Origin of the sequence: Psychrobacter immobilis, assembly GCF_904846175.1 — a bacterium.
Taxonomy (GTDB): domain Bacteria; phylum Pseudomonadota; class Gammaproteobacteria; order Pseudomonadales; family Moraxellaceae; genus Psychrobacter; species Psychrobacter immobilis_E.
On sequence record NZ_CAJGZM010000007.1, the window covers coordinates 23,955 to 40,881 of the forward strand.

The window sequence follows — 16,927 nt, forward strand, 5'->3', positions numbered from 1 at the left end:
TTTAGGTTGTCAATTATACCATAAATGTAGTAGGCACTGTTTTGCTAACACTTAGCAACTTTGTAGGCATTTTTTAAAATCCTTGTAATATACTGATACCAATCGTCTCAGCTTATTTATATGCATATACGTGACTATAGAGTCATTATAATAGCGTTTATAAGCAAAAAAGCAGTTGAATGTTGCAGGATATATAAGTATTGTAATTTTGTTTGCTAAATAAATTGGTAGGGATTTGGCGCTTAATGCAGAATGCAATAGTTAAGCGCTATAAAATCCATGCCATGAAAATAATGATATGGAACTGGTGATATGAAAATAGTGACATGACACTGGTGCCATCAGCATCAAGCAAGCCATTTACACTCCCTTTCTTCACAATAACTCTCGAAATAACAAGGACGTTGTTATGACTCTCAAAAACCGTTTTCGCGCCGCCTTAACGCCCAGCGTATTTGTCCCCTCACTGGGTGCTATCACTGCCGGTGTCCTGATGATGACATTGCAAACCACTTCTGCTCAAGCAGCTGGACAGTATTATAACTGTGCCAATGCCACGGGCTGTAAGATGGTCGATAGCAAATATTTCACCTCAAACCATACCGATACCAAATATCCTATTGTCATGACTCATGGTCTGGTCGGCTTTACCAAGCTACTCGGTGTCGACTACTTTTATGGTATCCCGCAAACACTCATGAGCGGCGGCTCAAAAGTCTATGCTACCAAAACCTCTTCTTTTAATGACAGTCGGGTGCGCGGTGAGCAGCTACTACAACAAGTAAAAACCATTAGTGCGATTTCTGGTAGCCCCAAGGTGAATTTAATTGGTCATAGTCATGGCGGCCATGATATTCGTTATGTCGCTGCCGTTGAGCCAAAATACGTGGCGTCAGTGACGGCGGTTTCCAGTCCAGAGCAAGGGGCGGCATTAGCAGATTGGGTGGTTGAGCAGATTGATAATGACAGAGTCAATGGCGAGTATAATACCGCCACCAAAGCCGCGCTTAGCTTGTTTGGCTTCTTAGGTAACTTCATGGATTTGAACGCTGGTATCCCTATCGATAAGCTGCAAGAACAAGACGGATTTGGTGCAGTTACGGCGCTAACGACTGACTATATGGTCGATTTTAACCGTGAGTTCCCTGCTGCCATGCCATCAAGCTATTGTGGACAACCAAAAGACACTAAAGTAAACGGCATCAACTACTATTCATTCAGTGGTGTTGGTCAAGTGACCAACGTCTTAGACCCCATAGATTATGTGCTATTAGCGACATCACAAGTGTTTAAAAACGACCCAAATGATGGGTTGGTTTCTGCTTGTTCGAGCCGCCTAGGTTATGTGATTAGAGACGATTACAAAATGAACCATATGGATTCGGTCAATCAACTATTAGGCTTAGTTGCATGGGGACAACCTAATCCTAAAACTGTCTATCGTGATCAGGTGAACCGTTTAAAAAATGCTAATTTATAAAGCCAATTTAAAAAGCTAGCTTCTAAATCTAGTGGTTGGGATTTGAATATAAATTAGCAAATTAACCGCATTTACCTAAAAGGGTCACTACTTAACTGGCCCTTTTATTTTGTCCCATTTTATAGATAGTCACTTCCTATTACATCGATTCATTAAATAAGATATTGTTGTTATGTCAAATAATCGCCGTTCGCCATTTTTGCTCATTATTATCGCCGTGATAATCGTTTTAGTCGTGGCGATTATTTGGTGGTTTAAACCTGATAATGCTCGTAAACCTTCTTCTCAAACAGATTCTACGGCGCTGAATAGCCAAGCTAATGCCAGCTCGATAAATGATGAAAATGTTAATAATGACATTGGCGCATTATCTAAGCAAGACGCTTCTCAATTTACGACAGGCCTTGAAAATCTACCGCGCTCCTTGCAAGGGACGGATGTCGATGGCGAGATTATCATCGATGAAAATAAACAGTTGGTCGTCACCGAAGGGCTACGACGCTTATTTGATTATTTCTTATCGGCGCTAGGTGAAGAGGATGAAGCGGTTATTTATGCGCGGGTGGAGAGTTATATCCGCGGTCATACGCCAGAGCCTGCCGCCAGCCAAGCGGTGACGATATTTGACCAATATGTGGCCTATCTTAAAGCGATTCCTGCTATAGAAAGCCGTTATGGCAACCTGCAATTACAAGCAACAAAGAATGGCGAGCTAGATTTAAATGTAGTGACACAGCAGCAGCAAGATGTCGCCAAATTACGCCAACAGCACTTTTCTAAAGAAACCATTAAAGCCTTTTTTGGTGCAGAGGATGAGTATGATGACTATAGTCTTGCGATGGTGAAAATCAATCAAGATAAGCAGATGTCTGATGCGCAAAGAGAAGCGGCTAGACAGGATTATATTAGCCGTATGCCTGATAATGCGACCAAAGCCAATATCGCTCAGCAGGCAAATTTAGATGAGTTAATCAGTCGTACCGAACAGATGCAAGCTAAGGGCGCGACGGCTGAAGAATTATACAGTATGCGACGTGAATTGGTTGGCGCGCCAGCAGCAGCAAGGCTTGCCCAAGTCGATCAGCAAGATGCTAATTTTGATCAGCGTTTTAAGCAGTATCAAGCCCAAAAACAGCAGCTGTTAAGTCAAAATGCCGATAAGGCCCAAGCGAAAACCCAAATCACTCAAATGGAGCAGCAATTATTTAATGAGACGGAACGCAAACGCTTAGCAGGCTATGCGGCTTTGCAACAAAAAAAGACGGCAAGCCCCAATTAAATTCTATAGAAATTTACGACCTTTTAGGTAGATAAAAGAGAGCAATTAAGGGTGAAATCGAAGTATCAAAGGTCTAAAGTATCAATGATCTAAATAGTGTTTTTAGCTAAAGTGCTAGCAGGGAATAATGATTGTAACAAGGTGTGTTAGCAAAAAAGCTATAAAGTAGAACAAATATAGCGGTAATTGGTACTCAATCTATCATGACAGGCTTATGAAAAATGGGCATAATAACCGCATTGTTTAGACTAATGATAAAAACATATTAATCAGAGCGTATTAATCAGGACATTAACCTGAACAAATGCTACTTAATATGATAAAAAACAATATTTTTTACCTTTGCACTTTTATACTTGAAACCTCTAGGAGTTTATATGAAAAACATGACTAAAATGATGATGGCTGCGACCCTTGCTGTTGGTACACTTGCTGCAGCAGGTTGCCAAACCACTACCCCTAGTGTCACTGCACCTGTGACGCAACCAATTACAGTTGATGCGCTACAAGCGTATAACTGGCAGCTTGTCGATGCTAAGCGTACCAATGGCGACAAAGTCAGCCAATTATTCTTTGATCCAAGTAAACCATTAACGCTAAAATTCTTTAAAGACGGTACGAACAACCGTGTAACCTTTGCTAATACTTGTAATAACATGGGCGCTAGTTATAGCGTGGTGAATGGTAATGTTGTATTAGGTAATGTGATGTCAACGATGATGGCATGCCCTGAACCACAAGCCAGCTTTGATACGGCTACAATGGCAACGGTACAAGGTAAATACAGCATCAATAATAATGCCAATAACACGCCTATTCTGACCATTACTAATAGCAATCAAGTTGCTCATTTTAAAGCTGTTTCTAAATAAAGTAGTCTTTAAATAACGGATTTATTTAATAGATAACTATTAAATAGAAGTGTTTAAATTCTAATATAAATAATGCCTCACTAATCAGTGGGGCATTTTTTTATCTAAAATTTGCCATGGTTTACGCTACACTGTCATTGTCTACTGAGGCAAAATATTCAGATTGCTATGATGTTTTTTATACTATTAATTTTAACCTTTTTTATCGAAATTCTCAGCCCGCAATAATCAACGCTTTATTGGACGTTATCTTATGTTAAAAACCTTTGTATCAAAGCCATCTGTCAATATACGCATGATAAGTAGTGTCACGGCGATAACGGCTTTTAGTCTGTTAACGGGCTGTCAGACGTTGCCGAGCACGCTCACTAAAACGCCTGCTGATATGAGTGCGAGTAATCCGCTGACGGCACGCATGCCAGTGATAGATCGGCAAGGGCACATTGCTTATGTCGAGGAACAAGGGTTTGGCGCTGCAAAGATATCGACGCTTTATAGCATTCGTCCTGATGGTAGCGACCGCCAATTGATTGATCAGCTCAATGGTTATATCTACGCGCCGGCGTGGTCTGCCGATGGTCAAATGCTCGCCTATAGTAAACAAGAAGCGCGCCAGCATCCCAAAATTTATATTTATGATCGCAAAAGCAATACCCAAAATCTAATCGTCAATGCCGAGGGCAGTAATTTATCAGCGTCATTTTCGCCTGATGGGCAAAAACTGCTTTATAGCTCAACCGTCGGCGGTAATGCTGATATCTATGAGATGCGCCTAAGTGACGGTCATACCAAGCAGCTTACCACGCTACCGAGCACGGAAGTGCAGCCAAGCTACGCCAGCGACGGGCAAAGCTTTGTTTATACCAGCGATAAAGTCCGCGCTGGTCGGCCAAGTATTTATCGCTATAACTTTGCCACTGGCAATGCTGCGCTGATACCGACCGCAGGCTATGCGGCCAGTCCACAACTGAGCTTGGATGGTCAGTATTTGGCGTATCTTAATGGTCGCAAGGCAGCGGTGATGACACTTGCTACAAAACAGGTAATTAATCTGGCAGAGACAGGACTCGATGAGCCCGCGCGTCTGTCGCCTTCTGCACAGTATGCCGTTTATCCCACAAAGCTTTCTCAAGTGAACGGTCAAAATGGTGGCAGCTTAGTGATTCATTCTTTAACAGGCAATTCAAGCTACGCGATTAGCAGTAAAACAGGCGGAGTCGTGCGCTCACCCATTTGGGGTCGGTAAGAGCAAGACCTATGTATTATGTAATGGAATGTATATATAATCACTATCAAAGAAACATAAGTTGATTAAATAGCCTGCAATTTAGAGGTGGCATAGTCGTAGGTTAAATTCCTTAGAGCCAATGATTGTATGGCAATACCTTCTTAGTATTTAAAGTACAACAAGCAAAGTTTTTGGAACAAAGTTTTTGGAGCAAAGGCGATAGACCAAAGCTGAAAGAATAAATCTAAATAAAGTAAATCTCAGTAAAGAAACGTCGAGTAAATTTCAGTCATATAATAACAAATTGTATAACCGAGTCATCAAAATGTTGGATTAGGCAAGCAAAAGGAGAGAGCGGTTCATGCAAGAGTCTTTTTTAGTTTTTATCACTAAAATCAGTTTGTACCCCACGATTATTTTTACGGGGCTTGTCATGTTCGTGACTCTATATTGGCTGGTGTCTTTACTCGGCATGGTAGATATGGATAGCGTAGACCTTGGTGAGCCAGATGGTGATGTTTCTACCTTATCATCGACGGGTTTTTTTACCGGTCTCATGCTCAAATTTGGTCTTTATGGTGTGCCCCTCATCATCATACTAAGCTTAATCAGCTTAATCGGCTGGCTATTAAGCTACTTATATACGAGCTTTTTACATCAATATTTTGACTCTGGTCTTTTGTATTACCTATTCGGTACAGGGGCGCTCATTTTTGTATTGGTCGTATCCATGTGGCTGACAGGTATGATTATTGCACCCATGCGCAAAAATATCGCCAAAACCCCCAAACATAACGCGTCTAGTAATATCGGTAAAATCGCCGTAGTACGTACCCTGAGTGTGACTGACAAACATGGTGAAGCAGAATTAAATGATGGCGGCGCAGGCTTGATACTCAAAATTCGTTCAGACATCAAGGATGATTTGCTAAGACAGGGCAATAGAGTGATGTTGGTAGAGTATTTAGAAGAAGCCAATACCTACCGAGTCGCTCCTGTAAAAGAAAAATCGCCATAAACCGCTGCTATAAATAATTTTAAAATTGAAATAAATAATCTTTATACATTAGATTTATAAGTTGGCTGATTGGCGATGTAGAGATAGCTAATAGTTTGTTTTTAAGTGTCGTATTACCTGTTTAAATTTGGTTGCAATGTTTTAATTAAAGGAATGAATATGGATATACTCATTATCGTCGGCGTGGTCGTGGTGCTGGCGTTTGTTTTTATTATGGCAGCGCTTTTGATGCTCAAAGCCTTTTATTTTAAGGTTGAGCAGGGCAAAGCACTGATTATCAACGGCGTGAGTAAAATCGCCGTACGTTTTGATGGCGGTTTTGTTTGGCCAATCATCAATAAAAAAGAATTGATGAGAATCTCCCTTATCACTTTAGAAGTCGATAGACGCGGTAAAGAAGGGTTGATTTGCGCCGACAATATGCGTGCTGATATCACGGTGGCGTTTTACTTGCGTGTTAATGAAACCGAAGAAGACGTCCTTAAAGTTGCCAAATCGGTTGGGGTTGAAAGAGCTTCAGACAAAGTTGCCGTCAATGAGCTGTTTAATGCTAAGTTCTCAGAAGCATTAAAAACAGTGGGCAAGCAGATTGATTTTGTCAAACTCTTTGAAAATCGCAGCGAGTTCCGTGACAGTATCGTGCAAGAAATAGGTAATGATCTTAATGGTTATGTCTTAGAAGATGTGGCGATTGATTACTTAGAACAAACGCCAAAAGCGTCACTTGATTCAAACAATATTTTAGATGCTGAAGGTATCAAAAAGATTACGCAGCTAACGGCCTTCCAAAACATCATTACCAATGAGCTTGAGCGTGACGAAGAGCTGGCTGTTAAGAAGAAAAACGTCGAGACTAAAGAGGCGATGCTTGAGCTTGAGCGTCAACAAGCCGATGCTGAAGCCAAACAGCGCCGTGAAATCGCGTCAGTGATTGCCCGTGAAACGGCTGAAACGCGCAAAATTGAAGAAGAAGAGCGTAAAAAGTCAGAGACAGCCGTTATCATGGTTGAGCAAGATTTAGCGATTCAGCGTGAAAATCAACAGCGTGAAATTGAAGTGGCCGGACAGAATCGTCTACGTGCTGTCGTCATTGAAGAAGAAAAAGTCACGCGCGCTCGTGATTTAGAAATCGTCTCGCGTGAGCGGGAAGTTGATTTGCAACGTATCGAAGCTGAACGCGCGATTGAGCTTGAGAAAAAAGAAATTGCGAACGTCATACGTGAGCGTATTGCGGTAGATAAAACGGTTGCACAAGAAGAAGAACGTATCAAAGAAGTCCGTGAAATCAGTGCAGCCGAACGTTCTAAGCAAACGCGCGTCCTAGCCGCCGAAGCCGATGCCGAAGAAATCAAAGTGCGTCAAGTCAAAAAAGCCGAAGCAGAAGAGTTGTCTGCTAAGCATAAAGCGGTTGAGATTACCACGCTTGCGACGGCCAATCTTGACGCCTCGGCGAAAGATTCAGAAGCCAAAATTAAAATGGCGGAAGGTATCAAAGCAGAAGAGTCGGCACATGGCTTTGCTGAAGCGGCCATTCAAGAAGCTAAGTCAGTATCTTTAGAAAAAGAAGGCATTGCCAAAGCTAATGTCATTAAAGCCACTGGACAAGCGGAAGCACAGTCAGAACGTGAAAAAGGTATGGCTGCTGCTGAGATTATCGCCGCTCGCGGTGAGTCCAATGCCAAAGCCGAACGTGATATCGGGATGGCAAATGCGCAAGTGATTGCCGCTCGTGGTGAATCAGATGCCAAGGCAGAACGTGAAGTTGGACTGGCAAAAGCAGAAGTTACCCGTGCGCATTTCCAAGCCGAAGCCGATGGTCTGGTCGAGAAATTCAATGCCATGGGCAGCATGACCAAAGAAGCGCGCGAGCACGAAGAGTTCCGTATGGGGCTTGAAACTGCGCTACAAGAAGCCATGGCATCTATTGAAGCTGGTAAAGAGATTGCCAAAGAAAATGCTGAAGTCTTGGCAGTTGCGCTACAAAAAGCCAAAATCGATATCGTTGGCGGTGAAGCGCACTTCTTCGATAACTTTGCCAAGTCGCTATCTATCGGTAAAGCCATTGATGGTCTCGCTGGTAAGTCAGATACGTTGAGCGGCATTATCAATACGATGATGGCCAATCAAATAATGACCAAAGCCAACAATACCAACAATACCAATAACGCCAACAAAGCTAATGATGAGTCTAATAAAACAGCTCAATATAACGACTAGTCATTTTAAGGTTAATAACAAATCTGTTGCTTATGCTTAGGCGGCAGATTTTTTAGCCTGAGAAGCTAAGATTACCTTACTGGAAAATGATAAATTTTCTTTTGTATTAGGATAAAGCTCTTCCAGATCTTTATTATTTCCTAGCTCATAGCTTTGCAAGGGAAACTCTTTAAATAGCATTTCTATGAAGTAGTTTTGCCAACTTAAGACAATGAGTTGGCTAATCTAAGAAAACCAGCGATGACCACTCGTTTTCTTAGATTAGCCAAGCGCTTCTTTGATTAAAAAAACTTAGATTTATCTTATTGCCTGAAAATAAAATGGACGAGCAACGATGGCGGACACGCAAAACGCAACCAATTCAAATAATACCAATAGCCAGCACCAATCCGAGCAAACGGATCAAGCGGTCGCTTCAGGTAATGCTTATGAGCTTATTAAAAAACGTCTTAGTGAGCAAGGTAGTCGGCTAGAGCAACAGACCGCTAAGCTGAATCAGGCGCGACTAGCGGAATTTGGCAGTACTCAAATGCAAGTCATCGCCCGCACCCGTATTCGCACCGAATACAACTGTGTGGCGCAAGATATGGTACAAGTTGGCGATTATCTGTTGTTTGGCTACAATGTCTTTATGGGGCTAAAGCGGGCGAGTAATATTAAAGATGTGTTGTCGCTATATCGATTGATAGATCCTGCTAATAAAAATGGTGATAATAATAGCGAAAACGTTGTTGATACTGAGAACAGTGCAACTACAGCAAACACTGAAAGTACTGCCGATAACAGTAATAGCAGCGAACATACTGAGCAAGAATATCAGCTGGAAGAAGTAGATTTAAAAAATACCTTTTTAGATCAAGAAGCATTTGTCCAAGATTTTAACGAGTTATATCGATATTACAGGCAAACGCGCCTGATTCAGCTGACCGTCAAAGACAGCAAATTGCTATTGGCGTTTCAAATTGGCGAGCGTATCACCGATATTCGCGTCTTTCGTTTTGCCCTAGATTTTAGCCAAGGCATACCAGAGTCAGCTCAAATTGCCTATGTAGATAATCGAGGCGAGCGTGATATCGAGTTGCCTCCTGCCTACGATTTTGATTGGGTAGATACCACGCGTGATCAGATGATCAATGGTAAATATCCGCATATGAATATCTTAGATACCATATTTGTGGAAACCATTGGTGGCGATTTGACCATTAAGATTGAGGATAACACCCAATCAGGGCAGGGTATTTATAGTGAGCCTGTAAATGATCGCACCCAATCGCTGACCGATGCCGAGATTGCTTATGCCAAAGTTGGCAGTTTAATACTGCTGAAAATACGGCCGTATCGCGAAGACAGCTATCGTTATTTTGTTTATAACACTTTGACCGAAGCCGTATTGCGTTTGGATGCGATTGGGCAGTCGTGTGTGCAGCTGCCAGAAGATCACGGTATTATATTTCCCGGTGGTTATTATCTGCAAACCGGTGAGTATAAGCTGTTCGATGCCAATAGCGCCGGTGCTAAAGACTTAAAGTTTAAACGTAAAATCGTATCGCCTAATGGTGAAGACGTGTTGTTTTTATTTTACGATGTCGCTTTAGGCATCACAGGATTATTTCCTTATAACCTCATTAAAAAACAACTGGCAAATCCCATTTACTGCAATGGTATGGCATTGGCTGACAATGGGTGTTTGGTACTGTTTAATGACCAAAGTGAGCCGTCACGTATTCACCCGATGCAGATATGGCATACGCCTTATGCTTCACCTGAATATGTCAGTGAGTTGCCTGAAAGCACCAGTTTTTATGGCAAAATCGGCAATAAAGAATTGGTACGTGGTATTTCCGACCTTTATAGTATCACCCGCCTGATTGATAATCAAAGCGTGTCACAAAAGCTCTATGAAGAGCTAGCGGATAATACCAGCCGCCTATTTGATAGTTATTACTGGTTGTCCGATCCTGAGCTTAACGACGTCGCCAGTAGTATCAAGGAAGTAACGGCGACAGCTGAATTAGTCATTGATGAGTTTGCAAAAGTACAAAGCATCCAAAAGCAAACCCAAACCGCTTTAAGTGATGCCGACACTCAGCAAAATGAGATATTACGGCAAATACGTGTGACTACTTTTGAGTCTGCCGGTGATTATGTGGAGCAGCTGTCGGCGTTAAGACGACAAAAAGGCCGCTTGGTCAGCTTGGAGGACTTGCGTTATTTAGATAGCGATAAGCTAAAGGCATTGCGGAGACAGTTAGAAGAGGCAGAAAGCGAGCTTGCCGAAAAAACCGTCCTATTTTTAAGCGGGGAAAAAGCGCTATCAAGCTACGAAGCTATATTAGTAGATGTCAGTGAGCGCTTAAACACGGCCGAGACCAATGCTGAGCTAAAGCCAGTACTCAAAAAAATTGATGATACGGCGCAAGGCTTAGATCTGTTGACTGAGCTATTAGGCACGTTAGATGTTGCTGATGCCACGGTACGCACCCAAATTATCGATGACATATCGACCATTTATTCGAGTCTCAATCAAAGCAAAGCCAAGCTCAATCATAAGCGCAAAAACTTAGGCTCTGCCGAAGCAGTTGCGCAGTTTGGTGCGCAGTTTAAGCTGTTTGGTCAGTCGATTGCTAACGCTTTATCGATTGCTAATACGCCTGAGAAATCAGACGAGCAAATGGCAAAGCTATTGGTACAGTTAGAAGAATTGGAAAGTCAGTTCGCTGATCCAGAGAGCGGTAGTGGTGATCAATTTTTAGTGGATATCGTAGCCAAGCGTGAAGAGATTTACGAAACCTTTGAAAATCATAAGCAGCAACTGCTTGATACTCGTAATCGTAAAGCCCAGAACTTAGGTGATGGCGCATTACGAATGCTTGAGAGCATTAAAAAACGTACCCAAAGTACAGGCGTGACAGGTTTTGTCGATGAGGAGGCATTAAACACCTATTTTGCGGCAGACGGTCTGGTACAAAAAGTACGTGCTATCGCCAAAGACTTGCAAGCGATGGGCTTTAGTGTCAAAGCAGATGATATTGATGCCCGCCTAAAAGCCATACAAATAGAGAGTTATAAGAGTCTAAAAGATAAGTCTGACTTATTCGAAGATGGCGGTCAGATTATTAAATTGGGCAAGCACCGCTTTTCAGTCAATACCCAGCCTTTAGATTTAACGTTGCTCAGTCGTCAGCAGTCAGATGGCAAGCGCATTCTCAATTTACATCTAACGGGCACCGATTATTATGAAGTACTCAATAATACTGAGCTAAACGCCTTGCGCCCGTATTGGGATGTGAATATCGCCTCCGAGTCTGACACCGTGTATCGTGCCGAGTATTTAGCGTATAGCATCATTGAGAGTGCTAAAAACAGCCAAGATGGATTGACGGAAGCGCGGTTATATCAAGCTTATGATGAGACTTTGCTGACCTTAGACAGCAATGGCGAGATTGACGATGACAGCCCGCTACCCAAATTGGTCAAAGCTTATGCCACACCGCGCTATCAGCTCGGTTATGAGAAGGGCATTCATGACCATGATGCCACGCGGTTGTTAATGCAAATACTACCCACGCTTCGTGAAGCTGGGCTCCTGATTTATACCCCGCAAGTCCGCGCATTGGCGCAGTTATTCTATTGGCAATTGAGCCTAGTACAAGCGCTCGGTTTAGACGGCCTACAGCAATTTGGTTATGACACTTGGCTTAATGATTCGGTGCTGACGCGAGTCAATAACTGGACGGATAGAGCCATCACTGCCGAGCAACTACGCCGCACGTTAGGTAGTGACAGTGCAAAAGCGCTATTGGTCGAAGATATGACCCATGTGATGCGTCACTTTGTGAGTGCTTATCATGATGACAGGATTAGTAGTAATAACAGTAATAGCAATGCTGATAAGCCATCAGACTCAGAACTAGATTTAAATACTAGTGATGTTCATAACACTAACATTTTTCAGCAAAGCCATGTCCAGCTTGCCAGTGAATACTTGGTCAGCGTCATGGGGCAAGTCACTGTGCCCAATAGCAACATCGAGTGGCAAACCAGCCAACAAGCCCAGCAATTATGCGCGCAGTTGAGTAAAACACTCAATAGCTCATCAGGAAACGTGTCAAATAATGCAAGCTTTGAGCAATTACAGTCCTCAGTTGGCAAGCTTGGTTTGCAGCCAAAATCGGCTTATGAATTGCTCGCTACATGGTTCCACGCGCTGCTCGATCAAATGTATGGCAATACCAAAACGGCTGACAGTCAGAGTGAGTCAAGTGGCGATAATGCACTTAGTGAAGAACAGCTGACGAGTATTGAAGAAAAAGAAACCTTACGCCAACAGCAGTTGGAGAGTGGTCGCCATTACTTGCCCGAAGCGATTGCGATCTTACTCACTCAATTTAATGACACCCAGCGTGAGGAGTTAGTGCAACGCCTCATAGAGTCAGGCGCAACAAGCACTTCGTTTTCAGCGCCCTCGTTAACTAGCCTCAATAACCCACTCAATCAAGTGCAAAGTTTCGAGCGTCGCACAGGTAAGGTGTCGCTTGAGAGTCAGGTCAAGCATTTACTGGGCGATCATACCCGTATCCAGCAGCAAACCTTGACCTTTGCCGTCGATGATTTCTTAAGCCGTTTGCATCATCATGATACCCAAGTCATTCGTGCTTATAAGCGTTACTTAGCCGTGCGCTCAGAGATTTTGCATGACTCAAAAGAAACATTGCGACTTGATGAGTTTATGCCTCGTCCCTTATCCTCATTTGTGCGTAACCGTTTGATTAATGAAAGTTATTTACCTTTGATTGGCGATAACCTTGCCAAACAGATGGGCACGGTTGGCGATGATAAACGTACCGACTTGATGGGTATCCTCATGATGATATCGCCACCAGGTTACGGTAAAACCACCTTAATGGAATACGTCGCCAATCGTCTTGGCCTCATCTTTATGAAAATTAATTGTCCCTCCCTCGGTCATGACGTGACTTCATTAGATCCCGAAAAAGCACCCAATGCCACCGCACGAGAAGAGTTGAATAAAATTAACTTAGCTTTTGAGATGGGCAATAACGTCATGCTCTATCTCGACGATATCCAGCATACCCATGCAGAATTCTTGCAGAAATTTATATCGCTCGGTGATGGTACGCGCCGTATCGATGGCGTTTGGCAAGGCAAAACTAAAACCTATGATATGCGCGGCAAAAAGTTCTGCGTCGTCATGGCGGGTAACCCCTATACCGAAAGTGGTGAGGCGTTCAAAGTCCCTGATATGCTCGCCAACCGTGCCGATATCTATAATTTAGGCGATATCATGAGCGGCATGGAAGAGATATTTGCCCTCAGTTATATCGAAAACTCGCTCACCTCAAACGCAGTATTAGCACCACTTGCCAACCGCGATTTGAGCGATGTGCACCGCCTCATTAAAATGGCGAAAACTGACAATGCCAACCTTGCCCAAGCGCAAAGCAGCGAGCTGACTTATCCGTATAGCACCTCGGAGATTAACGAGATTATCGCTATTTTGCGCCATATGTTTACCGTGCAAAAAGTTATTCTCGACGTCAATCAAGCCTATATTGCGTCCGCCTCGCAAGATGATAAATACCGCGTTGAGCCGATATTTAAGCTGCAAGGTAGTTATCGTAATATGAATAAGATGACTGAGAAATTGTCGGCGGTCATGAATCAAGAAGAGCTGAATCAACTAATCGACGATCATTATCTAGGTGAATCGCAGTTATTAACCCAAGGCGCTGAGAGTAACTTACTCAAGCTTGCCGAGATGCGTGGTGTCTTAACGGCAGCAGAAAAAGAACGTTGGGTGCAAATCAAGGCTGACTTCTTACGTAACAAAGCCATGGGCGGCGAAGACGGTGATACAGGCGCGCGCATTGTCGCTCAGTTGGTTGATCTAGCCAGTGGTTTCAATGCCATCAGCAGCCAGTTTGAGAAATATTTAACCCAAAACAATCCAGAGCAAATCGCTCGCTTACGACAAGCAGGACAGCAAGCGCAGTTAAAGACTCAGCTAGACGCGCAACTAGAATTACAAAAAATCCTCGCCGATAGCTTTGTCAGTAATGCTAAAGCCGTCAGCGACAGCATTGATAATGGCTTTGAGAAGAGCATGAATCAGCTGATGCAAATCTATAAGCATGATCACAATGCTGAAAAGGCGGAAGGCGAGCAGCTCAAGCAAAACCAAGAGATGCAAAAACAGCTGATGGTGCAGTTGGTGGATGCCGTCGAGCAACTGGCACATAAAATGGCTGATAGCTTGTCTAATAGCTTAACGGAAAGCCTGCTTAAGCATGAGGAGAACATAGCGAAGCAAACGCCAGCTATCGATGTGCCTGACATTACAACACAGATGGCACTCATGGTAAATGCGCTCAAAGAGGCGCTTGCACCACTCAATATGCGCATGGATGAAAAGCTAGCAATCGATAGCAGCACCGATCAATCAGGTAAGCTGATCGTAAATAGCCTCAATCGGCTGAATAAAATATTTGATGATTATGACTAGGGCGTTGGTAATAGAGGTAAACTATCGATGTATAAAATAAACCACTGAGAAAAATATGGCGCACAAGAAAAAGAATGTTCGAAAAAAACTCTGTCCAGTCTGTGAGCGTGAGTTTAGTTGGACTAAAAAGCTAGATAAAAACTGGGAGAGTATGGTTTATTGCTCAGACCAATGTCGCCGCGTGAAAAAGTATGAAGGGTTGGATCATAAAAAAGAAGATAGATAAACGTTAATAGTGAAGTAGAGATATAGAAGGGAGCAGACGATGGCACATAAAAAAGTAAACCTACCGCAAAAAATCTGCCCCGTCTGTCAGCGTCTGTTTAGCTGGCGTAAAAAGTGGGAAAAGGATTGGGAGCAGGTAATTTATTGTTCTGAGAAGTGTCGGCGGACTAAAAAGGATTAAGATGAAATTAGAACAATAGAAAACCGTCACGCTTTCTAATCTAATATTGCTAGAGGAGGAAGACGGTGGCGGCGGTGCTGTTACTCTTAAGTCAGTTATAGTTTTGATGTATCAAAATAGGCTTTAGCAAAGTTAGAGATATTTTCATGACGATTTAGAATTTCACTTTCTTCCCATTGAGAGTTATTTCTGATCTCGGTATAGCTAGTCAAGGCAGTATTTTGGAATAAATCTCTTTTATCTTCGAAAGACTTATTAGTAAACTGGCTGTTTTGACTTTTTGTCAATAAAGCCAAATTTCCCGATAGATGTAGATAGTTTTCTTTGAATAACTCTGAATGTTCTTTTTGTCTAGGGTTTTGAGGGTTAATATGTTCAATTGTATAATCATCAAATAGCGCTTTATCTATTAATGACCCTGAACGATTCAGTAAGCGTAGATGATTTTCATATTGCCATAATACAAACTTAATTCTATTTCCACTATAATGCATTTTATTATTATCAAAATAGTTATCAATTATATTCTTGAATCTATCATTATCGTTCCAATACCACTTAAAGCCTACTTCAGCAGCCTGCTTTATTTCGTCGTAAAGAGAGTTAAGTTTATAGTCATTTATGTCTTTAAAGTAATGTCTGGCAAAAGTAGGAAGTCTATCAGTACGATAGTCACCTAGCTTTAACTTAAAACATAGAACTTCGAGTAGTTTTAATATATCTCGATATTTATCACCCGAGTTGTCACCTTTATAATATAAGGCTAGAGTAATAATCTTCCAGTTGGCAGCATTACCAAGTAAGAAAAGATTAGCTAACGTATTGTCATCTTTATTTGTAACTATACTCTTAGCACTATGAGTGAATTCTACAAAATTTTCGAAGAATAACTGAATCCAAGCTACTCTTTCAGCTTGTTTAGATAGTTGTTTCTTGATGTCTTCGGTTGTACCTTGGATTCCATAAAACAAAAGGCAATAATTATTAAGAAGTTCACTTTCGCTAAAATAACCTTCTACAGATTCAATATATCTATAGATTTTAGAAATATTATTTTGGATGTCTTTTACTGCGTTATTTGCTTCATTATCATCCGGGCTATAGATATAAAGCTGATGCATTAAATAAGCTTTGATTATTTCAAATGTAGATAAAGATTTACCTCGATTATTTTGGTATTCAAAAAGTTGCGTTGCTTCAACTTTACTTGAGATATAAAACGTATTTATAACGGCAGTTTCAAGAGAGTACTGTAATTGGGATAACCTATCAGTATTTAAAATATTTAATTTAGTTTCAAATAATACAAATGCGTCAATAATTCGCTTTTGAGAAAGGGTTTCAGTGTTATCAATTTTTGATACTAGATGTTTTTGGGTTACTTTCTTGAATATAACCTGATCATCTTCAATCGTTCTAAAAACATCAGTTAAGTAGGTGTCTTTAATAGTGGTAACATCTTCATCTCTTAAAGATTTCACTTTGCTTAGGGCAGAAAGAAATAGTAGGGTAGTAGTAAGACGCTGTTGTCCATCAATAATAAAAAATTTACTCTCATCTTTTTCAAATAACAGTTGACCTAAATAATAGCTTTTGCCATTCTGCTCCATAAGGTCTTCAAAAAATTGTTCACAATGTTTCTGCTCCCAACTATATGCGCGTTGATATGCTGGTATTCTGATTTCTTCTAAGTTTTGGAAAAGTTGTCTAATGGTTCTTGGGTTTTCCAATGCATTGTTATACATTATGATAGATACCTTTATGTCATGGAGTAGACTGCAATAGTGTCATTAAGTAATATATTTCACAAGAGAAAAGGTGCAAAGCAAAATGCTCGCACCTTTTAAAAAAATAATTGACTTATCTGCGTACTTCTTTTACTTATAAAAAGCGTAAGAAGTTAG

11 protein-coding genes are annotated in these 16,927 nt (G+C 41.7%); 9 read left to right on the forward strand and 2 right to left on the reverse strand.

The features are described from left to right. Positions 1-409: 409 nt before the first annotated feature. The 6 genes from JMW39_RS09825 to JMW39_RS09850 all read left to right on the forward strand — a co-directional run bounded on the left by JMW39_RS09825 (position 410) and on the right by JMW39_RS09850 (position 8,094). On the forward strand, positions 410-1,480 hold the full coding sequence (locus tag JMW39_RS09825) for a lipase family alpha/beta hydrolase (RefSeq protein ID WP_201546312.1): 1,071 nt from the start codon (positions 410-412) through the stop codon (positions 1,478-1,480). Positions 1,481-1,652: 172 nt separating this feature from the next. Continuing rightward, a complete protein-coding gene (locus tag JMW39_RS09830) occupies positions 1,653-2,759 on the forward strand; it encodes a lipase secretion chaperone (RefSeq protein ID WP_201546313.1) in 1,107 nt (368 codons plus the stop codon). Between the two features lie 377 nt (positions 2,760-3,136). Beyond that, positions 3,137-3,631 (forward strand): META domain-containing protein, encoded by a 495-nt coding sequence (locus tag JMW39_RS09835; RefSeq protein ID WP_201546314.1) that lies wholly within the window; start codon positions 3,137-3,139, stop codon positions 3,629-3,631. Between the two features lie 253 nt (positions 3,632-3,884). Continuing rightward, on the forward strand, positions 3,885-4,877 hold the full coding sequence (locus JMW39_RS09840) for a PD40 domain-containing protein (protein WP_201546315.1): 993 nt from the start codon (positions 3,885-3,887) through the stop codon (positions 4,875-4,877). A 343-nt stretch (positions 4,878-5,220) separates the two neighbouring features. Then, positions 5,221-5,877, forward strand: a complete 657-nt coding sequence (locus JMW39_RS09845) for an OB-fold-containig protein (RefSeq protein WP_201546316.1) — start codon at positions 5,221-5,223, stop codon at positions 5,875-5,877. Between the two features lie 159 nt (positions 5,878-6,036). Continuing rightward, entirely contained in the window at positions 6,037-8,094 is a 2,058-nt protein-coding gene (locus JMW39_RS09850) for a flotillin family protein (RefSeq protein ID WP_227679481.1), read from the forward strand. A 36-nt stretch (positions 8,095-8,130) separates the two neighbouring features. Here JMW39_RS09850 and JMW39_RS13335 read toward each other — a convergent pair whose 3' ends face one another. Beyond that, complete coding sequence (locus tag JMW39_RS13335; RefSeq protein ID WP_265088453.1) at positions 8,131-8,253, reverse strand: hypothetical protein; 123 nt, start codon at positions 8,251-8,253, stop codon at positions 8,131-8,133. A gap of 175 nt (positions 8,254-8,428) precedes the next feature. Here JMW39_RS13335 and JMW39_RS09855 point away from each other — a divergent pair, with 175 nt between their 5' ends. From JMW39_RS09855 to JMW39_RS09865, 3 genes are read left to right on the forward strand one after another with little or no spacing between them, the layout of a single operon-like run. Beyond that, entirely contained in the window at positions 8,429-14,617 is a 6,189-nt protein-coding gene (locus tag JMW39_RS09855; RefSeq protein ID WP_201546317.1) for a DNA repair ATPase, read from the forward strand. A 55-nt stretch (positions 14,618-14,672) separates the two neighbouring features. Then, on the forward strand, positions 14,673-14,843 hold the full coding sequence (locus JMW39_RS09860; protein WP_201546318.1) for a DUF2256 domain-containing protein: 171 nt from the start codon (positions 14,673-14,675) through the stop codon (positions 14,841-14,843). Positions 14,844-14,882: 39 nt separating this feature from the next. Next, positions 14,883-15,023, forward strand: coding sequence for a DUF2256 domain-containing protein (locus JMW39_RS09865; RefSeq protein WP_201546319.1), 141 nt, complete (start codon positions 14,883-14,885; stop codon positions 15,021-15,023). A 95-nt stretch (positions 15,024-15,118) separates the two neighbouring features. Here JMW39_RS09865 and JMW39_RS09870 read toward each other — a convergent pair whose 3' ends face one another. Continuing rightward, a complete protein-coding gene (locus JMW39_RS09870; RefSeq protein ID WP_201546320.1) occupies positions 15,119-16,768 on the reverse strand; it encodes a DUF262 domain-containing protein in 1,650 nt (549 codons plus the stop codon). Positions 16,769-16,927 lie beyond the last annotated feature (159 nt).